A 19761-nucleotide genomic window follows, 5' to 3' on the forward strand; every position below is an offset into this window, starting at 1 on the left:
CCTGGATCGTTGCATCAGCCCAACAGTTCCCGCACCACCGGCACCAGTTCCCGGAACGCCTTGCCGCGGTGGCTGATCGCGTTCTTCTCCGCCGGCGTCAGTTCCGCGCAGGTGCGCGACTCGCCGTCCGGCTGGAGGATCGGGTCGTAGCCGAAGCCGTTGGTGCCGGTCGGGGTGTGGCGCAGGGTGCCGGTGAGACGGCCCTCGACGACGCGTTCCGTGCCGTCGGGGAGGGCGAGGGCGGCCGCGCAGGCGAAGTGGGCGCCCCGGTGTTCCTCGGCGATGTCGGAGAGTTGGGCCAGGAGCAGGTCCAGGTTGGCCTGGTCGTCGCCGTGTCTGCCCGACCAGCGGGCCGAGAAGATGCCGGGGGCGCCGTTGAGAACGTCGACGCAGAGGCCCGAGTCGTCGGCGACGGCCGGGAATCCGGTGGCCTGAGCCAGGGCGTGGGCCTTCAGGAGCGCGTTCTCGGCGAAGGTGACGCCGGTCTCCCTGACGTCGGGGATGTCGGGGTAGGCGTCCGCGCCGACGAGGTCGTGGGGCAGGCCTGCGTCGGCGAGGATCGACCTCAGTTCGGTGATCTTTCCGGCGTTGCGGGTGGCGAGGATCAGGCGGGTCATGCGCCCAGTATCCCCAGTCCGCCGCCCCGGCCTCACCGGGTGTTACGGCGTGCAGACCTTCGTCAGTTCGCCCGCCGCGTCGGTGACGGGGCTGAGGTCGGGGGTGTTGTCGCCGTTCTCGACGGCGGTGCGGACGTTGGCGACGGCTGCCTGGAGGTCGTCGACCGCCTTGTTGACGTCGGTGTTGTCCGTCTTGTCGCCTATCTTGTCGAGGTTGTTCTCGATGGAGGTCAGCGACTCCTCGGTCTGGCCGGGGTCGTTCGCGGCGTTCTCCACGGCCTGCTGGAGGTCGGTGACGCTGTCGGCGATGGAGTCGGCGGTCTGGACGCAGTCCAGGGCCTTGTTGACTGCGTCGCAGCCGGTCACCGTCAGACCCAGGGTGAGGGCGACGGCCGCCGTGGCGGCGGCTATGACGGTACGACGACGCCGCTGCGGGCGTCGGCTCGCGGCCGTGGACATGTGTGTTCCTCCGCTTGTCAGGCCCGGAGGCCCCCGTTGGTGTACTGGCCAAGACGCCGGGACGGGCGGGGTGGTTGCTCCCGCCCGCCGTCCCTCTTGGTGTGCCCTTTACTTTTCGAGGACCGTATCAAGTGCCGTGCGCTGGAGGACAGTCAGTTCCGTGCAGCCCAGGACGGCCAGGTCCAGCAGGGAGTTGAGTTCGTCGCGGGCGAACGGCTCGGCTTCGGCGGTGCCCTGGACCTCGACGAAGCGGCCGTCGCCGGTGCAGACGACGTTCATGTCGGTCTCGGCGCGGACGTCCTCCTCGTAGCGGAGGTCGAGGAGCGGGACGCCTCCGACGATGCCGACCGAGACCGCGGAGACCGTTCCGGTGAGGGGTCGGCGGCCGGCCTTGATGAGCTTCTTGCCCTGGGCCCACGTGATGGCGTCCGCCAGCGCGACGTACGCGCCGGTGATGGCCGCCGTGCGGGTGCCGCCGTCGGCCTGGAGGACGTCGCAGTCGAGGACGATGGTGTTCTCGCCCAGCGCCTTGTAGTCGATCACCGCGCGCAGGGAGCGGCCGATGAGGCGGGAGATCTCGTGGGTGCGGCCGCCGATCTTGCCGCGGACGGACTCGCGGTCGCCGCGGGTGTTGGTGGCGCGGGGGAGCATGGAGTACTCCGCGGTGACCCAGCCCTCGCCGCTGCCCTTGCGCCAGCGGGGCACGCCCTCGGTGACGGAGGCGGTGCAGAAGACCTTCGTGTCGCCGAAGGAGACGAGGACGGAGCCCTCGGCGTGCTTGCTCCAGCCGCGTTCGATGGTGACGGGGCGGAGCTGTTCGGGGGTGCGGCCGTCGATTCGAGACATGGCGCTGAGCCTAGCCGTACCTGCGGAAGGGGCTCCTCCCACGGTGGTGGAGGAGCCCCTGGGGGTGAGCGGCCGGGCGGGGCGCTCAGGAGTGAGCGGGGTGGCTCACATCATGTCTTCGATCTCCGCGGCGATGGGGTCGGCGTCGGTGCCGATGACGACCTGGATCGCGGTGCCCATCTTGACGACGCCGTGGGCGCCGGCAGCCTTCAGGGCGGCTTCGTCGACGAGCGAGGCGTCGTTGACCTCGGTGCGCAGCCGGGTGATGCAGCCTTCGATCTCTTCGATGTTGTCGAGGCCGCCGAGTCCGGCGACGATCTTCTCAGCCTTGGTGGCCATGTTCCGTCTCCCTGAATTCCCTGATGCGACCCGCGATGTGAACCGCTTTGTCGCAGTAACCCACAGTTGGCCCAACTTCGCGAGCGATTGTGCCGGGTGTACCGAAGGATGACGTCAGTGATGACGTCGCAGCAACCCAATCGTCCGTAGCTGGTCTACACCACCTGACAGGCGGTCGCCAAACGATGAGTGCCGAGAGCGCCGAGACCGAGATCAGCCCCGCACGGCGGCGCTGGCACGTCGCGTTCCAGGGTCTCCAGAAGATGGGGCGCAGCCTGCAGCTGCCGATCGCGGTACTGCCGGCCGCGGGCATCCTCAACAGGCTCGGCCAGCCCGACGTGTTCGGGGACGACGGGCTCGGCTGGACGAACGTGGCGAAGGTGATGGCGGGCGCGGGTGCGGCGCTGCTCGACGGTTCGCTCGGACTGCCCCTGCTGTTCTGCATCGGTGTGGCCATCGGCATGGCGAAGAAGTCGGACGGTTCGACGGCACTGGCGGCGGTGGCGGGATTCCTCGTCTACTACAACGTGTTGCGGCAGTTCCCGGAGGACTGCCCGCCGGGTTCGAAGGTGGTCCCGAACATCGGATGCCAGGCGACCGACAACACGGTCGGGGCTTTCGCGTACCAGAATCCGGGGGTCTTCGGCGGGATCGTCATGGGGTTGCTGACGGCGTTCCTCTGGCAGCGGTACCACCGCACGAAGCTGGTGGACTGGCTGGGCTTCTTCAACGGCCGTCGTCTGGTGCCGATCATCATGGCGTTCGTGGCGATCGCGTTCGCCGCGCTGTGTCTGTGGGTGTGGCCGCCGATCGGCGACGCCCTGGAGAGTTTCAGCGACTGGCTGGACGGGCTGGACGCGTGGGGTGCGGGCATCTTCGGTGTCGCGAACCGGGCGTTGCTGGTGATCGGTCTGCATCAGTTCCTGAACGTGCCCATCTGGTTCCAGTTCGGCAGTTTCACGAAGCCGGACGGCACGGTGGTGCACGGCGACATCAACATGTTCCTGGCGGGCGACCCGGACGCGGGTCAGTTCACCTCCGGTTTCTTCCCGATCATGATGTTCGCGCTGCCCGCCGCGGCGCTCGCGATCACGCACTGCGCGAAGCCGTCGCGCCGCAAGGAGGTCGGCGGCCTGATGCTGTCGGTGGCGCTGACCTCGTTCGTGACCGGCATCACCGAGCCGATCGAGTACTCGTTCCTGTTCGTGGCGCCGCTGCTGTACGCGGTGCACGCGGTGCTGACGGGAGCGTCGATGGCGGTGACGTGGGGGCTGGGGGTGCACGACGGTTTCAGCTTCTCCGCCGGGCTCATCGACTACGTCATCAACTGGAACCTGGCGACGCGGCCGTGGGCGATCGTCCCGATCGGTCTGTGCTTCGCCGTCGTCTACTACGCGATCTTCCGCTTCGCGATCACGAGGTTCGACCTGAAGACCCCCGGGCGGGAGCCGGAGGAGGAGCGGGAGGACGTCACCAAGGCGTGAGCGAAGGCCTTGGCGGCCTTCCGCCGCACGGCTCGAGGGCCCTCGGAACTCGGTTCCGGGGGCCCTTTCGCATGTCCCGCGCAGAGCGGGAGATCGTCCAGGATCCGGCACGGCGCGTAGCGCTCCGGTTGCAGGTTTGACGGGTTCCTTATATCGCCTTCACCGTGCTACAACATGGTCTACACCACTCAGTGGTGTAGACCATCACCGATGGAGGAAGTCTATGAGCACCGCCACCGCGCCACCGGCGGCCCCCGCGAAGAAGTGGGGATCCGGCCTGTTGCAAGGCCTGCAGAAGGTCGGCCGAAGCCTTCAGCTCCCGATCGCCGTGCTGCCGGCGGCGGGCTTGCTGCTGCGCTTGGGCCAGGCGGACGTGCAGGAGAAGCTGCACCTGCCCACCGATGTCGCGAAGGTGTTCGCCGGAGCCGGCGGCGCCATCCTGGACAGCTCGTTCGGGCTGCCCCTGCTGTTCTGCATAGGCGTGGCCATCGGCTTCGCGAAGAAGGCCGACGGCTCGACGGCGCTGGCCGCCGTGGTCAGCTTCCTCACCTACTACGCGGTGATCCACCAGTTCCCGATCAAGGACGGCCACGAGGGCGCCACCTACACCGGAACCGGACTCGGCGGCGGGTTCTGGCAGAAGGGCACCGAGGCCGCCCAGGCCGCGTCCTTCCAGAACCCGGGTGTGCTCGGCGGCATCATCCTCGGTCTGCTGACGGCCGTGCTGTGGCAGCGCTACCACCGCAAGCGGCTCGTCGACTGGCTCGGCTTCTTCAACGGCCGTCGACTCGTCCCGATCATCACGGCCGCCGTCGGCACCGCGCTCGGTGTCCTGGTCGTCCTGGGCTGGCAGCCCATCGGTGACGTGATCACCAACTTCGGTGAGTGGATGACCGGCCTCGGCTCCTTCGGTGCGGCCCTCTTCGGTCTGATCAACCGCGCGCTGATCCCGATCGGCATGCACCAGTTCGTGAACTCCGTTGCCTGGTTCCAGATCGGCGACTTCACCAACTCCGCCGGCACCGTCTTCCACGGTGACCTGCCCCGCTTCTTCGCCGGTGACCCGTCCGCCGGCCTGTTCATGACCGGTTTCTTCCCGATCATGATGTTCGGTCTGCCGGCCGCCGCCCTGGCCATCGCGCACACCGCTCGCCCCGAGCGCCGCAAGGCCGTGACGGGCATGATGATCTCGCTCGCGCTGACCTCCTTCGTCACCGGTGTCACGGAGCCCATCGAGTTCTCGTTCATGTTCATCGCGCCGCTGCTGTACGCGATCCACGCGGTGCTCACCGCGCTCTCGATGGCCGTGACCTGGGCGCTGGGCATGCACATGGGCTTCAGCTTCTCGGCTGGTCTGACCGACGTCTTCATCAACTGGGGCATCTCCACCAAGCCCTGGCTGCTGATCCCCGTCGGCCTGGCCTTCGGCGCGATCTACTACGTCGTCTTCCGCTTCGCCATCACGAAGTTCAACCTTCCCACCCCGGGCCGTGAGCCCGAGGAGGAGGTCGAGGACCTCACCAAGGCGTAGCCGCCCCCGCCGGTACGCACGCGAAGGCCCCCGGAGCCCTGAACCGCTCCGGGGGCCTTTCGCATGCCGTGGGTCTAGATCTCGTACGTCAGCCGGGGCGCGGCCAGTTCCACCGGGCCGTCGAACGCCGCTCGGGCGTCCGCGAGGTTGATCCGGGGGTCCGTCCACGGCGGGATGTGCGTCAGCACGAGCTTCCTCGCTCCCGCCCTGCTCGCCGTCTCGCCGGCTTCGCGGCCGTTGAGGTGCAGGTCGGGGATGTTCTCCTTGCCGTGCGTGAAAGCGGCCTCGCAAAGGAAGAGGTCGGTGTCGCGGGCGAGGTCGTCCAGCGCGGGGCTGACGCCGGTGTCCCCGGAGTAGGTCAGCGACCTGCCCTCGTGTTCGACGCGGATGCCGTACGCCTCCACCGGGTGCGCCACGCGTTCGGTGTGCACGGTGAACGGGCCGATCTCGAAGGTGGACGGCTTGACCGTGTGGAAGTCGAAGACCTCGCTCATGGAGGAGGCCGACGGGGTGTCGGCGTAGGCCGTGGTCAGGCGGTGCTCCGTACCCTCCGGGCCGTAGACCGGGATGGGCGCGCAGCGGCCGCCGTCGTGGCGGTAGTAGCGCGCGACGAAGTAGGCGCACATGTCGATGCAGTGGTCGGCGTGCAGATGGCTCAGGAAGATCGCGTCGAGGTCGTAGAGACCGCAGTGGCGCTGCAACTCGCCCAGGGCGCCGTTGCCCATGTCGAGAAGCAGCCGGAAGCCGTCGGCCTCGAGGAGGTAGCTCGAGCAGGCCGATTCCGCGGACGGGAACGACCCCGAGCAGCCGACGACGGTGAGCTTCATGAAGGCGAAACCTCCGCTGGCGGGAAACCGAGAAGTACCGGGTGAGGTCCGGGGGACGGATCGTGGAACGAACGATCGTTGAACGGGGCAACGGGGGGTCGTGCGGTGCGTCGAGCGTAAGGCGCAAAACCCCGGGTCGCTCCTCCGCCAGGGGCCGTTGTGGGCGAACTCACCTGTGGTGTCACCGGTTCGGCTGGACCAGGGGCATGTGAAGTGCCGAGGGGGCGCGCGGCGCCGCTCGCACGCCGGTAACGTCGTCGTATGGACACGTCCTGGTGGCTCGCGCTCGCTGCGGTGGTACTGCTCGCTCTGGTCGCGACGCTCGTGGACGGCTGGGGGCGGGGCCGGCGACCGCGGCGGCGCAGGACCCGGCCGCCGGGCCGGACGACGGGGCGCACGACGGGCCGGACGACGGAGCGGCCTTCGGGCCGGTCGACCCGGGGCCATGACGTCACGGGCCGTCCACAACCCGCGGAGATCTGGTGGGCGGACGTGCCGTTCGAGGACGGTCCCGGGGTGAAGGACCGGCCGTGTCTGGTGCTCATGGTGCACGGTGACCGCGCCACCGTCGCGAAGATCACCAGCAAGTACCACGACGAGCGGGCCGGAGTGATCCCGCTGCCGCCGGGTGCCGTGGGCGACGCGCAGGGGCGGCCGAGTTTCCTGGAGACGGACGAGCTGCGCCAGGTCCGGGTGAGCGACTTCCGGCGCAGGGTGGGTGTGGTGGACCCGGTCCTGTGGGACCAGGTCCGTCACCTGGCTACCTGAAACCCTACGCCCAGAGCTGGCCCTGGAGGGTCTCGATCGCTTCCTCCGTGGTGGCCGCGGTGTAGACGCCTGTCGACAGGTACTTCCAGCCGCCGTCCGCGACGACGAACGCGATGTCGGCGCTCTCCCCCGCCGCCAGCGCCTTCTTGCCGACGCCGATCGCCGCGTGCAGGGCCGCGCCCGTGGAGACGCCCGCGAAGATGCCCTCCTGCTGGAGGAGTTCCCGGGTGCGGGTCACGGCGTCCGCCGAGCCGACCGAGAAGCGGGTGGTGAGGACGGAGGCGTCGTACAGCTCGGGCACGAAGCCCTCGTCGAGGTTGCGCAGGCCGTAGACCAGGTCGTCGTAGCGCGGTTCGGCGGCGACGATCTTCACGTCCGGCTTGTTCTCGCGAAGGAAGCGGCCGACGCCCATCAGGGTCCCCGTCGTGCCGAGGCCGGCCACGAAGTGGGTGATGGACGGGAGGTCGGCGAGGATCTCGGGGCCGGTGGTGGCGTAGTGGGCGCCCGCGTTGTCGGGGTTGCCGTACTGGTAGAGCATCACCCAGTCGGGGTGCTCGGCGGCGAGCTCCTTGGCGACGCGGACCGCGGTGTTGGAGCCGCCCGCGGCCGGGGAGGGGATGATCTCGGCGCCCCACATGCCGAGCAGGTCCCGGCGCTCCTGCGAGGTGTTCTCGGGCATCACGCAGACCATGCGGTAGCCCTTGAGCTTGGCCGCCATGGCGAGGGAGATGCCGGTGTTGCCGCTCGTCGGTTCCAGGATGGTGCAGCCGGGGGTGAGCCGGCCGTCCTTCTCGGCCTGCTCGACCATGTGCAGAGCGGGGCGGTCCTTGACCGAGCCGGTGGGGTTGCGGTCCTCCAGCTTCGCCCAGATGCGGACGTCGGCGGACGGCGAGAGCCGCGGCAGGCGCACCAGAGGGGTGTTGCCCACCGCGGCCAGCGGGGAGTCGTAACGCATGGGGCTCGGGGCCGATCAGGCCATGCCGCCGGCCACGGCCGGCAGGATGGTCACGGTGTCGCCGTCGGTCAGCTTGGTGTCGATGCCGTCGACGAAGCGGACGTCCTCGTCGTTCAGGTACACGTTGACGAAGCGGCGCAGCTTCCCGTCGTCCACGATGCGGGCGTGGATCCCCGCGTGCCGGGTCTCGAGGTCGGTGAACAGGTCGGCGAGGGTCTCACCGTTGCCCTCCACCGCCTTCTGACCGTCGGTGTACTGGCGGAGGATGGTGGGGATGCGGACCTCGATGGCCATGGCTCAGGGCTCCTGTCGGAAGGTGTGGGCAGCGCGGGTTCGTGCGTGTGCGGCTCCCCCGCGGTCGGCTGCGCTCGCGCGGGCGTTTCCCCCGGTCGGCTCACGGCCGTACGGCGGCGGGTGGTGCGTCAACAGATGGCGCTGGCGAGCCTGCACAGGTCGACGTGCAGCCGCGCCACGAGCAGTGCGCCCGGCGTCTTCTCGCTCACGTCGTTCAGAACCATGGGCTCATCGTATCGATTCCCGGTCCGCCTCCTGGAATGTGATCCCACATCGCGGACGGAAGCGGGCCGGAGGGTGAGATGCCACCGTGCCGCTAGGCCGACGCGCGGCGCACCAGACGAGTGGGGACGATCACGGAGGGCCCGTCGGACGACCCGTCCGGCGAGCTGTCCGCCGCCCCGCCCCCCGGCCCGTGCGGCGCGTCTTCCAGGGCGAGCAGCAGGCGGGCCATCAGCCGCCCCATCTCCTCGGCGTCCTGGTGGACGGTGGTGAGCGGCGGGTCGGTCGCCTCGGCGATGGAGGTGAGGTCGTCGAAGCCGACGACGGCCACGTCCGCGGGGACGCTGCGGCCGCGTTCGCGCAGGGTCTGCAGGGCGCCGGACGCCATGAGGTCGGAGGCGACGAACACGGCGTCGAGGTCGGGGTGGCGGTCCAGCAGCGCGGCCATGGCGTCGGCGCCGCCCTGCCGGGTGTAGTCGGCCCGCTCGACGAGGTGCGGCGGGTGGGCGTCGCCGAGCACGTCCCGGTACCCGGCCAGCCGGTCCGCGGCGGAGTTCTCCTGGTCGTAGGGCCCGGCGACGGTCGCGATCCGCCGCCTCCCGAGGTCCACCAGATGCTGGACGGCCAGCCGGGCGCCGCCCCGGTTGTCGCCGTCGACATGGGCCTGGCCGGCCCGCACGGGGTCGCCGTCGCGCAGCAGCGGGCGGCCGCCGAACACGGCGGGGAGGCCGAGCCGGTCGATGATCTCGGCGAGTCGGTCGCCGGGGCGCAGGGAGAACAGGATCGCGCCGTCGACGTGGCCGCCGCCGAGGTAGTCGGCGACGCGTGCGTAGTCGTCCGGTTCCTCCAGGAACAGCAGGACGGCCTGGGCGCCGTGAAGTGCGAGTTCGCGGCGGACGCCGCGCAGGAGGAGGTCGAAGAAGGGGTCGATGAAGAGCCGGTTCTCGGGCTGGGCGGCGACCACGGCGACGGCGTTCGTGCGGTGGGTGACGAGTTGCCTGGCGGCCTGGTTGGGGACGTAGCCCAGCTCGGAGATCACCCGGCGGACCCGGTCGACGACCTCCGTCCGTACCCGGTCCTCCCCGTTGATCACCCGGGACACGGTCGACTTCGAGACCCCCGACTGCCGGGCGACGTCTTCGAGCGTGGGCCGCCTTGCGTGCGAGCGTTGCGTCAACACCATCTCCGTCGGGGCGAGTTGTGCGTGCACCTTTGCGGAAACGGTAACCGGCGCGTGGGGGCGGCGCCGGGTTCAGACGACCGGCTTGCCCGTCAGTTCGACGCCCGCCGCGCGAAGTTCCTCCAGGGCCCGGTCGGTGCTCTCCTTGGCCACCCCCGCGGTGAGGTCCAGCAGCACCTGGGTGCGGAAGCCCTCGCGGGCCGCGTCCAGGGCGGTGGCGCGTACGCAGTGGTCCGTGGCGATGCCGACGACGTCCACCTCGTCGATCTGGCGGTCCCGCAGCCAGTCGCCCAGTGTGGCGCCGTTCTCGTCGGCTCCCTCGAAACCGCTGTACGCGGCGGCGTAGGCGCCCTTGTCGAAGACGGCGTCGATGGCGCCGGAGGCGACGGCGGGCGCGAAGTTGGGGTGGAAGCCGACGCCCTCCGTGCCCGCCACGCAGTGCGCGGGCCAGGAGTGCGTGTAGTCGGGGTTGTCGGCGAAGTGGCCGCCGGGCGCGATGTGGTGGTCGCGGGTGGCCACCACGTGCCGGTAACCGGCGGGCGCCTGCCCGATCAGCTCGGTGATGGCGGCGGCCACGTCGGCGCCGCCGGCCACCGCGAGGCTGCCTCCCTCGCAGAAGTCGTTCTGCACGTCTACGACGATCAAGGCGCGGCGCATGGTCGGTGTCCTTCGACTGAGGGTGAAGTAATTGAGCCTAGAGACTTTGTCGGCCCCGCGGGAGGGGGCGTCGCCCGGCGGTCGCCGGGCACACGCCCTAGTTACCCGACGGGCCCCGTACATACTCCGTGGGAATGACGGGTTCCCCTCGCGACAGCTGGGTCGCGGAGAGGGGCAGGCCGGCGCGGGCCGCCGTGTGGCGGTCGCGGACGGCGTCGAGGGGCTCCCGGCCGACGACCTCGCCGCCCTTGACCAGCTCGACGAGGAGCTGATGTCCGGCGAGTTCGGCGGGGACGGGTCCGGTGCCGACGACCTCGGCCTCGGCCACCCCGTCGGCGTCGGGCCGGCGCGCCGCCCACTTGCGGCCGCCCATGGAGGTCTTGCCGCCGGAGGACTTCTTCGCCACCGGCACCAGCGGCGCGTGCGGGTCCGCGGATCCGGTGCGGGCGACCAGTTTGTAGACCATCGAGCCGGTCGGGTGCCCGGAACCGGTCACCAGCTGGGTGCCGACGCCGTACGCGTCGACGGGGGCCGCGGCCAGTGAGGCGATGGCGTACTCGTCGAGGTCGGAGGTGACGATGATCCGGGTGTCCGTCGCGCCGAGCTCGTCGAGCTGCTGGCGCACCCGGTGGGCCACGAGGAGCAGGTCGCCGGAGTCGATGCGGACCGCGCCGAGCTCGGGCCCGGCGACCTCGACGGCGGTCCGGACGGCCTCGGCGACGTCGTACGTGTCCACGAGCAGGGTGGTGCCGCGGCCGAGCGAGTCGACCTGGGCCCGGAAGGCGTCCCGCTCGCTGTCGTGGAGGAGGGTGAAGGCGTGGGCGCTGGTGCCCACGGTGGGGATGCCGTAGCGGTAGCCGGCGGCGAGGTCGGAGGTGGTGGCGAAGCCGCCGATGTAGGCGGCGCGGGCGGCGGCGACCGCGGCCAGTTCGTGGGTGCGGCGGGCGCCCATCTCGATCAGCGGGCGCCCGCCCGCGGCGGAGGACATCCGGGAGGCGGCGGCCGCGATCGCGGAGTCGTGGTTGAGGATGGAGAGGATCACCGTCTCGAGGAGCACGCACTCGGCGAAGGAGCCCTCGACCCGCATGATCGGCGAGCCCGGGAAGTAGACCTCGCCCTCCGGGTAGCCCCAGATGTCACCCGAGAAGCGGTATCCGGCGAGCCGGTCCAGGGTCTCCTCGTCGACGATGTTCCGCTCGCGCAGGAAGTCGAGGACGTCCTCGTCGAAGTGGAGGTTCTCCACGGCGTCCAGCACCCGCCCGGTGCCCGCGACGACTCCGTAGCGCCGGCCCTCCGGCAGCCGCCGGGTGAAGACCTCGAACACGCTGTGCCGTTCGGCCGTGCCCGCCTTCAGGGCCGCCTGGAGCATCGTCAGCTCGTACTGGTCCGTGAAGAGCGCCGTCGACGGGACGCCCACCCGTCGCCCACCACCGCCCTTCCGAGGAAGCGCTTCGCGCCCTTCTTCTTCTGGCAGCCCAAGGTCCGCTGTGTTCATGGCAACGGATAGTACTCCCTTTTCGTCGGTGTGACGATTTCCCGGAGGCGTGGCAGCATGGGCTTGTGACGTCACCCGCTCCCCTAGAGATCGAACGCACCGAGTCGGCGCAGGAGGTCTTCGCCGTACCCGAGCCGGACGTCCCCTGGGTCACGATCGTCCACAACGACCCGGTCAATCTCATGAGCTACGTGACGTACGTCTTCCAGTCGTACTTCGGGTACACCAAGGACAAGGCCACCAAGCTCATGCTCGACGTCCACCACAAGGGCCGGGCGGTCGTCTCCAGCGGTTCGCGCGAGGAGATGGAGCGCGACGTGCAGGCGATGCACGGATACGGCCTGTGGGCCACCCTCCAGCAGGACCGGAAGTAGCCTCCCCTCCTATGCCTGGACACTTCGAACCGCTCCCCGGCGGCGGCGCGGCCGTCGCGCTCGACGACGTCGAGATCTCCATCATCCGGTCGCTGGCCGTGCAGCTCCTGGAGCTCATCGGCCCCGGCCCCGCCGGGGACGCCCCCGACGACCCGCTCGCCGAGCTCTTCGCCGACGGGCCGAGCGAGCCCCCCGCCGACCCGGTGCTGCGCCGCCTCTTCCCGGACGCCTACACCGACCCGGAGGGCACTTCGGGACCCCGGCTGGCGGACGAGCAGAAGGCGCACTCCGCCGAGTTCCGCCGCTACACCGAGAACGACCTGCGGGCCGGCAAGCGCGAGAACGCCCTCACGGTGGTCCGCTCGCTGGACGCGCTGGCCGCCGAGGCGGCCGGTGCGGGCGGGGCGGTACTGAAGCTGACGCCGCAGGAGTCCCAGCAGTGGTTGCGGGCGCTGAACGATCTGCGCCTCGCGATCGGCTCCCGCCTGGAGATCACCAACGAGGACGACACCGACCTGCTCTACCGGCTGCCGGACGAGGACCCGCGCAAGCCGATGGTGATGGCGTACCTGTGGCTGGGCGGGCTCCAGGAGACGCTGGTGACGACTCTTCTGCCCTAGTTCGTACGCACTCCTGTTCGCTCAGAGGACGCTCAAATCCGGATAACGATCGCGTCAACGCGACGGCCGGGAGTGTCCTCTTTGTGTCTCGTTCATCCGCTTCTTCTTGTGTCGTGTGCCACAGGCCACCCGGGTGATCGATATTGCGGGCGTGATAAATCTTCACGACCGCCCGGCGAACACCACCCGTATGTTCGGCCGGGTGCGCCACCGAGCCGGTTGATCGCCGGCCAGGCATCGCTCCATCAATCCGGGGGGATCGAAACCCGATCCGAGGCCGACGAGAGGCCCGGTTCGGCATGGAGAAAGGCGCACCACACATGACCTCTGAGAAGGTCACTGACACCGCTGTCACTGACACTCCCGAAGAGGGGTACGAACGCGGACTCGGCAGCCGCCAGGTCCAGATGATCGCGATCGGCGGCGCCATCGGCGTCGGGCTCTTCCTGGGCGCCGGGGCGAACATCGCCAAGGCCGGTCCCAGCCTCATCCTGATGTACGCCCTCGCGGGCGGGATCATCTTCTTCATCATGCGGGCGCTGGGCGAGCTGCTGCTCTACCGGCCGGTCTCGGGTTCCTTCGCGGAGTACTCGCGCGAGTTCCTCGGCCCGTTCTTCGGTTACTTCACCGGCTGGACGTACTGGCTGATGTGGGTCGTCACCGGTATGGCCGAGCTGACGGCCGCCGCGATCTACGTCAACTACTGGTTCCCGGCCGTCCCGCAGTGGGTGACCGCACTGGTCTTCCTGGTGATCCTCTTCGGGGTCAACCTGATCTCCGTGAAGCTCTTCGGTGAGCTGGAGTTCTGGTTCTCGATGGTGAAGGTCACCGCGCTCATCGGCATGATCGTCATCGGCCTGGGCGTCCTCACCTTCGGCTTCAGCAGCGCCGGCGACACGGCCGCGGTCTCCAACCTGTGGGCCTTCGACGGCTTCTTCCCCAAGGGCGTCGGCTCCTCCCTGATGACCCTCCAGGGCGTCATGTTCGCCTACCTCGCGGTCGAGCTGGTCGGTGTCACGGCGGGCGAGTCGCAGGACCCGGAGAAGACGCTCCCGAAGGCGATCAACACCCTGCCGTGGCGTATCGCGCTGTTCTACGTCGGTGCGCTCACGGTGATCCTCTGCGTGGTGAAGTGGACGGAGTTCGCGCCGGGCGTGAGCCCGTTCGTCGAGGCGTTCGCGAAGATCGGCATCCCGGCGGGCGCCGGCATCGTGAACTTCGTCGTGCTGACGGCGGCCCTGTCCTCCTGCAACTCGGGCATGTACTCCACCGGCCGCATGCTGCGGAACCTGGCCGACAGCGGCGAGGCTCCCGCGGTCTTCCGCAAGCTGTCGTCGACCAAGACGCCCGCCTTCGGCATCACGGTCTCGGTCCTGTTCATGGGCATCGGCGTGATCCTGAACTACGTCGTCCCGGAGAAGGCCTTCGGCTACGTCACCTCGGTGGCCACCGCGGCCGGCATCTGGACCTGGCTGATGATCCTGATCAGCCACGTCCTCTACCGCCGCGCGGTCGTCGCGGGCCGGCTGCCCGCCTCGTCCTTCCCGGCCCCGGGCGGCTCGGCGTTCAGCTGGGTGGCCATCGCCTTCCTGCTCTTCGTCACCGGCCTGATCGCGTACGACGCCGACTCCCGGGTCTGCCTGTACGTGATGGCGGGCTGGGCGGTCGCGCTCGGCATCGGCTGGGCGGTCCTGAAGAGCCGCAACCCCGAGATCACCGCACGGCGCGAGCCGGAGTTCGAGAAGGTCGGCTGACCGACCGGTCGACCACCCCCGGGACGTCCGGCCGCAGGGAGCACTCGTGGCGCCCCCTGCGCCAGCCGCTCAGGACGTCCGCGACGCGGGCCGTTCCGTACCACTCCCCCGGTACGGGACGGCCCGCCCGTCGTCCTCCCGCCGCCCGCCGATACCCTGCCGGACACCCTTCGCGCGCCTCATTTCCTTTTGCTTATCCTGGCGACCATGCTGACCATCACCCAGGCCCTGCACGACCAGATCGTCGCCCACGCCCGCAAGGACCACCCCGACGAGGCGTGCGGCGTGGTCGCGGGCCCGGCGGGCACGGACCGCCCGGAACGTTTCATCCCGATGCTGAACGCGGCCATGTCACCCACGTTCTACGAGTTCGACTCGGGTGACCTGTTCAAGCTCTACCGCGAGCTGGACGACCGCGACGAGGACCCGGTGGTCATCTACCACTCCCACACGGCCACCGAGGCGTACCCGTCCCGCACGGACATCTCGTACGCCAACGAGCCGGGCGCGCACTACGTGCTGGTGTCGACGGCGGACACGGACGGCGGCGGCGAGTTCCAGTTCCGCTCGTTCCGCATCGTGGACGGCGTGGTCACGGAGGAGGACGTCCGGGTGGTCGAGGCGTACTGAGGCGCCCGCCGGGCGTCGGCGGGCCCCGCGCCTACGCCGCCGCCGCGCCCCGCAGCAGCGACCGGATGGGGCGCCACAGCTCGGGTACCGCCACGACGCCGAACGGGACGCCGTTGCCCGGCGCCGTGCGCCAGATCAGGCCGTCCGGGTGGTGGAGCACCGCCGTGACCTCGTCCGGGGTGGGTGGCGCAGCGTTGCCGCGCAGGTAGACGGCCCGCAGCCCCAGGTTGCGGAGCCTGGTCAGGGCTCGGGCCCGGTTGTGGGCGTGGACCAGCACGCGGACGTCCGCGGAGGGGCCCGCCAGGCCCTCTCGGGCGGTGGGGCTGGGCAGGTTCAGCGCCACCACCACCATGCCGTCGGGCAGCTTGCAGAAGCCTCCTGCGGCCATGCGGTCACACCCCCGTGCGCGTCGGTATCGAGTTCGGCGTCAATAAGAAGAACACAGGAGGCACCTAAACACGATCGGCGGCAACCCGCCAGGGGGTGGCCGCCGATACGCGTCTGACCTGCTAAAACACCGACTACTTGGTCGAGGGACCGACCTTCACCTTGATCGTCGAGCCACTGATGGCCTCATCGACGATCTTGATCGAGGTGTTGGTGTCAGTGACCTTGACACCCGCGAGCGGGGTCGTCGCGTCGTAGTACGTGGACTTCCCGTCGTCGAAGACCGGGACACCCGGACGCGACTTGATCTTGACCGCGACGTCCGCCTTGTGCAGCGTGATCGCGTCCGTCCGGTAGCGGCTGAAGGGCGAGTCGAAGCTCTGCAGACGGGCGTTCATCACGGAGCCGTCGGCCCACTTCAGCGCGGTCGGGTGCGAGTCCACCGGGAGGATCAGGCCCTCACCCGGGTGCTGGCTGGTGTTGTCGTCCGCCTGCGAGGTGTCCCACTTCCAGATCAGCAGACCGTTCTGGTACGCGTAGTGCTCCACCCAGTCCGGACGGGTCGTCGAGAAGCCGAAGTTGTACGGGCCGACCTTGAGGGTCTTGTCGTACGACACGTACTGGCGGTTCTCGGCGATGTAGTACTGGGCGTAGTCGTCCGTGATGGCCGCGCCGATGCGGGAGAAGCCGGTCGCCGTCCACGCCGCGTCCGCGGACTCCGCGTTGTCGGCGAAGAGCGTGGCGCCGTCCGCCGTGACCGTGATCTCGTCGGCCGCGAAGCCCTTCTGGGCCACGCCGCCGTCGGTGGCGTACCGGAAGCGGATGCTGATCTTCTGGCCCGCGTAGGCGTTCAGCGGGAAGGTCAGCTTCTGGTAGGCGTCGACCGTGCCGGTGAGGGCGGGCTTGCCGCTGCCGTCGCGCGGGATGGCGCTGCCGTCGGCCAGAGTGCCGTCGACCGGCGTCCAGTTGGCGCCGTCGGTGGAGACCTCGGTGTACAGGTAGTCGTAGTCCTGCTCGATGTCCCACCAGCCGTCCAGGGACAGCGACGCCGACGTCCTGCCGGTCAGGTCGACCGCGCGGGTCAGGGTGTTGCGCAGGTCGTCACCGCTGCCGCTCCACCACTGCGTGGCGCCCTCGGCCGGGGCGACCACCTCGGTGGTGACCTCCTTCTCCGGCAACTGGACCACGAGGGCCTGGGCGTTCTTGGTGTTGTACTCCGCGACGCCCAGCGTGTGGGTGGACTTCTTGCCCGCCGCCGCGACGTCGTAGTCCAGCCAGCCCAGCTGGAGCTTGTCCCAGGCGTTCATGTCGCCGGGCAGGTCGCCGATGGCCTCCTTGCCGGTGCCGAGCCAGGAACCGGAGGACATCAGGGTCCAGAAGCCGGTGGAGTTCTCGCCGCCGCCGGACGTGTCGTACTCGTCCGGCAGGCCGAGGTCGTGGCCGTACTCGTGCGCGTAGACGCCGAGGCCGCCGTTCTCCGGCTGGATGGTGTAGTCGCCGACCCAGATGCCGGTGTCGCCGACCTGGGCGCCGCCGAGCTTGTTGGTGTCCGGGCCGGTGGAGCCGGCGTCGGTGCCGAAGGCGTACCAGCGGTGCGCCCAGATGGCGTCCTCGCCCTGGGCGCCGCCGCCCGCGGACTCGTCCTCGCCGGCGTGCACGATCTGGAAGTGGTCGATGTAGCCGTCGGACTCGTTGAAGTCGCCGTCGCCGTCGTAGTCGTAGCGGTCCCACTGGTCGAACTCGGCCAGCTCCGCCTTGATCTCGGCGGCGGTGGCGCCGGCCGCCTCACGCTCGGCCACCCACGCGTTGACGCCGTCCTGGACCGCGTACCAGGCGCCGGTGGAGGCGTTGTTGGAGCCGTACCGGGCCTCGTTGTACGGGACCTTGACCCAGTCGGTCACCTCGCCGTCGACCGAGTAGCGGCCCGAGGACTGCTTCTCGTAGTACTTCTTCAGCGACTCGGTGTTCTTCCCGGTGCCGAAGTACAGCTCCTGGAAGTGCTTCTGGTTGTAGTCCGCCTGCCAGGCGGTGGAGTTGTCCTTGCTGCGGTCCGGCGCGGCTATCTGGTTGTGCAGCGGGCCGGCGGTGCCGCCGTAGCGGCTGTCGACCTGGTCGCCGAACTCGACGAGGATCGTGAAGATCTTGTCGGTCTTCTCGCGGCCGAGTTCGACGTACTTGCTGTCGCCCTTGCGGCTCTTGAGCTGGACGACCTTCGAGCCGTCCCGGTCCTTCACCGACGCCTCGCCGGATATGACCTGCTCGAGGGCCTCCTCTCGCTGTGCCTCCTGGGTCTTGCTGAGCGGGCCGTCGAAGTCGTGCTCCTTGGCCTTGGCCGGCTGAGGGTCCTGCCGGTCCACCGCCGGGGCCTTCGCCGAGGTGTTGTCGGCAGCCTGTGCCACGGCGAACGTCGAGAACGTCGCCGAGGCCGCCGCAAGGGCGACGACCGTCGAGGCCGTTCTGAACGTCCAGGATCTACTGGTCACTTGATGTCCTCCCACGCACGCGTCCGGACGCGCGGAAAGGGGGGATCCCTGTCAAGGAAGGTCCGCGCGCTGTTATACGCGTGTAGTCAAGTGACGCTATTTGACTACTGGTTTACGAGAAAAGACAGACCTTGACTTGGACAAGTCAACTGCATTATTGGGAGGCAGTGTTCGCATTGCGGACATGTGACGGTTACGTGAAGGATGCCGTGACAGGCGCGCACGACGGTCCACTTGATGGACGCCATGACTCCGTGCGCCCCCTGTGCACCGACACCGTGGGTTAGGTCACGCTTACCGTTCGTCCCGCTCGGGCATGCAGGCGATTAGAGTCGAGACCGCCCCCGCTTCCGAGGACACCGATTGCCATGCCTCGTCCGACTGTCGCACAGCTCACGTACGGTTCCTGCACCGTCATCTTGTCGACGCTCGCCATGCTGCTGCTGTCACAGACGAGTTCGGGCCCCGGGATCGCGGTCGTCGTCGTCGCGGCGGTCGCGCTCGGCGTGCTGGTCGCCATGACGGTACCGGTGCCGAAGCCGTCGCGCGCCCCCGTGGCCCGCTCGACGACCCTTTCCGTGATCCGACCCGCGGCCCGCCCGACGGCGAGCGTGACCGCGAGCCGGCCCGAGCCCGTCACCGTCGCCGCGCGTGCCCCCGTGCACGCGTCGGTCCGCGCTTCGGTCGCCTCGGCGTCCGAGGCCGTCCGGGAGCCCATGGCCCCCTGACACCCCCGCACATGACGAAGGGCCCGCCCCCGTGGCGGGCCCTTCGTCGTGCGCGCGGCCGGCTCACCGCGTACTGACCACCACCGTCTTGGCCGCCTTGTCGTGCAGACCCTGCTTGTAGGGCTTGTCGAAGAAGCTCCAGCCGCCGCAGACCGCCGTCCACACACAGGCGCAGCAGAACGCGAACGGCACCCACAGCACCAGGGCGCGGACCAGCGAGGTCTGCACGGACGGCGTGGAACCGTTGTCGAGGTTGGCCACGCGCAGGCCGAGCCACTTCTTGCCCAGCGTCTGACCGGACTTGGCGGTCAGGATCGTGTCGTAGGCGACGTACAGGATCGCGGCGAGGAGCTCCCGCCCGAAGGTCTTGCCGAACTCGATGTCGTCCGCGTCCACCGTGTACTGCGCGACCCCGAAGGCCCAGGCCAGCAGCGACACCACGACGAAGACGAGGATCATGTCGATGATCCGGGCCAGGGTGCGCTTGCCGCTGTCGGCCAGCGGGGGCATCCCGGAGAGCGGATCGGCCGGATAGCCGCCGTAGGGGTCGCCGCCCTGCGGGCCGCCGCCGTACGGGCCGCCGCCAGGGGGCGGAGGCTGCCCCGGCCCCCCACCGCCGTACGGATCGTGCGACGCGTCGTACGGCGAGCCCTGCCCCGCACCGGACGGGGGCCGACCCTGGCCGTACGGGGGCTGTGGGGGCTCCTGCCGCGGAGGCCGCTTCCTGAACGGGTCGTCCTCCGGCGGCTCGCCGCCGCCGGAGCCGGGGGGCGGTTCGGTCGTCATGCCCCGAGTCGACCGCGAACCCGCGGACTCCGCATCCGGCGAGCGGCCGTCCGGGGGACGACGGCGGCCCGGGGCACGCAGTCACGGGCTGCACGGATACGGCAGTGGCGCGGGTACGGGGTACGGGGTACGGGGTACGGCGGGCAGGGGGTACCGCGGGGACCGCGAGCACGGCGGACACAGCGGGCACAGCGGCAGCGCGGGCACGGCAATCGCCCTGGGCACAGCGGCACCGCTGGCACGGCGGCACGGCGGCACCCGGGCACAGCGGCAGCGCGGGCACCGCACTAGCCCGGGCACACGGAACGGCGGCTCAGCGGCGCGA

General features: G+C 69.8%; 22 protein-coding genes. 8 read left to right on the forward strand and 14 right to left on the reverse strand.

The features are described from left to right. Nucleotides 1-14 precede the first annotated feature (14 nt). The 4 genes from rdgB to QF030_RS17260 all read right to left on the reverse strand — a co-directional run bounded on the left by rdgB (nucleotide 15) and on the right by QF030_RS17260 (nucleotide 2261). On the reverse strand, nucleotides 15-617 hold the full coding sequence (gene rdgB, locus QF030_RS17245) for an RdgB/HAM1 family non-canonical purine NTP pyrophosphatase (protein ID WP_307163569.1): 603 nt from the start codon (nucleotides 615-617) through the stop codon (nucleotides 15-17). Between the two features lie 42 nt (nucleotides 618-659). Further along, a complete protein-coding gene (locus QF030_RS17250; protein ID WP_307163570.1) occupies nucleotides 660-1076 on the reverse strand; it encodes a hypothetical protein in 417 nt (138 codons plus the stop codon). Between the two features lie 108 nt (nucleotides 1077-1184). Beyond that, nucleotides 1185-1922, reverse strand: coding sequence for a ribonuclease PH (gene rph / locus QF030_RS17255; protein ID WP_307163571.1), 738 nt, complete (start codon nucleotides 1920-1922; stop codon nucleotides 1185-1187). A gap of 105 nt (nucleotides 1923-2027) precedes the next feature. Beyond that, nucleotides 2028-2261 carry a glucose PTS transporter subunit EIIB gene (locus tag QF030_RS17260; protein WP_020132213.1) on the reverse strand — a complete coding sequence of 78 codons (234 nt, stop codon included), beginning with the start codon at nucleotides 2259-2261 and terminating at the stop codon, nucleotides 2028-2030. 185 nt (nucleotides 2262-2446) lie between these two features. On the opposite strand from QF030_RS17260, the gene QF030_RS17265 reads away from it, so the two are divergent. After that, a complete protein-coding gene (locus tag QF030_RS17265) occupies nucleotides 2447-3745 on the forward strand; it encodes a PTS transporter subunit EIIC (RefSeq protein ID WP_307163572.1) in 1299 nt (432 codons plus the stop codon). 223 nt (nucleotides 3746-3968) lie between these two features. Continuing rightward, the gene (locus QF030_RS17270) at nucleotides 3969-5276 is read left to right on the forward strand and encodes a PTS transporter subunit EIIC (protein ID WP_307163573.1); all 1308 of its coding nucleotides are present in this window, start codon (nucleotides 3969-3971) and stop codon (nucleotides 5274-5276) included. A 74-nt stretch (nucleotides 5277-5350) separates the two neighbouring features. Here the strand turns inward: QF030_RS17270 and QF030_RS17275 are convergent, their stop codons facing one another. Next, a complete protein-coding gene (locus QF030_RS17275) occupies nucleotides 5351-6103 on the reverse strand; it encodes an MBL fold metallo-hydrolase (RefSeq protein WP_307163574.1) in 753 nt (250 codons plus the stop codon). A gap of 261 nt (nucleotides 6104-6364) precedes the next feature. Here QF030_RS17275 and QF030_RS17280 point away from each other — a divergent pair, with 261 nt between their 5' ends. Further along, complete coding sequence (locus tag QF030_RS17280) at nucleotides 6365-6871, forward strand: type II toxin-antitoxin system PemK/MazF family toxin (RefSeq protein ID WP_307163575.1); 507 nt, start codon at nucleotides 6365-6367, stop codon at nucleotides 6869-6871. 4 nt (nucleotides 6872-6875) lie between these two features. Here QF030_RS17280 and QF030_RS17285 read toward each other — a convergent pair whose 3' ends face one another. The 6 genes from QF030_RS17285 to QF030_RS17305 form a co-directional block, all read right to left on the reverse strand. Continuing rightward, complete coding sequence (locus QF030_RS17285) at nucleotides 6876-7826, reverse strand: PLP-dependent cysteine synthase family protein (protein WP_307163576.1); 951 nt, start codon at nucleotides 7824-7826, stop codon at nucleotides 6876-6878. A 15-nt stretch (nucleotides 7827-7841) separates the two neighbouring features. Next, complete coding sequence (locus tag QF030_RS17290; RefSeq protein WP_307163577.1) at nucleotides 7842-8120, reverse strand: MoaD/ThiS family protein; 279 nt, start codon at nucleotides 8118-8120, stop codon at nucleotides 7842-7844. A 128-nt stretch (nucleotides 8121-8248) separates the two neighbouring features. Further along, a complete protein-coding gene (locus QF030_RS40585) occupies nucleotides 8249-8344 on the reverse strand; it encodes a putative leader peptide (RefSeq protein WP_020132206.1) in 96 nt (31 codons plus the stop codon). A gap of 92 nt (nucleotides 8345-8436) precedes the next feature. Then, entirely contained in the window at nucleotides 8437-9525 is a 1089-nt protein-coding gene (locus QF030_RS17295; RefSeq protein WP_307167598.1) for a LacI family DNA-binding transcriptional regulator, read from the reverse strand. A 69-nt stretch (nucleotides 9526-9594) separates the two neighbouring features. After that, on the reverse strand, nucleotides 9595-10179 hold the full coding sequence (locus QF030_RS17300) for an isochorismatase family protein (RefSeq protein WP_307163578.1): 585 nt from the start codon (nucleotides 10177-10179) through the stop codon (nucleotides 9595-9597). Between the two features lie 97 nt (nucleotides 10180-10276). Then, the gene (locus QF030_RS17305; RefSeq protein ID WP_307163579.1) at nucleotides 10277-11674 is read right to left on the reverse strand and encodes a nicotinate phosphoribosyltransferase; all 1398 of its coding nucleotides are present in this window, start codon (nucleotides 11672-11674) and stop codon (nucleotides 10277-10279) included. Nucleotides 11675-11739: 65 nt separating this feature from the next. Between QF030_RS17305 and clpS the strand changes: the two genes are divergently transcribed. The 4 genes from clpS (at nucleotide 11740) to QF030_RS17325 (ending at nucleotide 15052) form a co-directional block, all read left to right on the forward strand. Next, complete coding sequence (clpS, locus tag QF030_RS17310) at nucleotides 11740-12048, forward strand: ATP-dependent Clp protease adapter ClpS (RefSeq protein WP_307163580.1); 309 nt, start codon at nucleotides 11740-11742, stop codon at nucleotides 12046-12048. Nucleotides 12049-12059: 11 nt separating this feature from the next. Next, complete coding sequence (locus QF030_RS17315; RefSeq protein WP_307163581.1) at nucleotides 12060-12668, forward strand: DUF2017 domain-containing protein; 609 nt, start codon at nucleotides 12060-12062, stop codon at nucleotides 12666-12668. A gap of 320 nt (nucleotides 12669-12988) precedes the next feature. Beyond that, on the forward strand, nucleotides 12989-14422 hold the full coding sequence (locus QF030_RS17320; protein ID WP_307163582.1) for an amino acid permease: 1434 nt from the start codon (nucleotides 12989-12991) through the stop codon (nucleotides 14420-14422). A gap of 207 nt (nucleotides 14423-14629) precedes the next feature. Continuing rightward, the gene (locus tag QF030_RS17325) at nucleotides 14630-15052 is read left to right on the forward strand and encodes a M67 family metallopeptidase (RefSeq protein WP_307163583.1); all 423 of its coding nucleotides are present in this window, start codon (nucleotides 14630-14632) and stop codon (nucleotides 15050-15052) included. A 31-nt stretch (nucleotides 15053-15083) separates the two neighbouring features. Here QF030_RS17325 and QF030_RS17330 read toward each other — a convergent pair whose 3' ends face one another. Together QF030_RS17330 and QF030_RS17335 are read right to left on the reverse strand one after the other, a co-directional pair. Beyond that, a complete protein-coding gene (locus tag QF030_RS17330) occupies nucleotides 15084-15440 on the reverse strand; it encodes a hypothetical protein (protein WP_307163584.1) in 357 nt (118 codons plus the stop codon). A 133-nt stretch (nucleotides 15441-15573) separates the two neighbouring features. Then, entirely contained in the window at nucleotides 15574-17922 is a 2349-nt protein-coding gene (locus tag QF030_RS17335; protein WP_307163585.1) for an immune inhibitor A domain-containing protein, read from the reverse strand. A 368-nt stretch (nucleotides 17923-18290) separates the two neighbouring features. Between QF030_RS17335 and QF030_RS17340 the strand changes: the two genes are divergently transcribed. Then, on the forward strand, nucleotides 18291-18650 hold the full coding sequence (locus tag QF030_RS17340; protein WP_307163586.1) for a hypothetical protein: 360 nt from the start codon (nucleotides 18291-18293) through the stop codon (nucleotides 18648-18650). A gap of 63 nt (nucleotides 18651-18713) precedes the next feature. On the opposite strand, the gene QF030_RS17345 is transcribed toward QF030_RS17340, so the two are convergent. Further along, nucleotides 18714-19436 (reverse strand): RDD family protein, encoded by a 723-nt coding sequence (locus QF030_RS17345; RefSeq protein ID WP_307163587.1) that lies wholly within the window; start codon nucleotides 19434-19436, stop codon nucleotides 18714-18716. Between the last annotated feature and the right edge of the window lie 325 nt (nucleotides 19437-19761).

Origin of the sequence: Streptomyces rishiriensis (assembly GCF_030815485.1) — a bacterium.
Lineage (GTDB): Bacteria > Actinomycetota > Actinomycetes > Streptomycetales > Streptomycetaceae > Streptomyces > Streptomyces rishiriensis_A.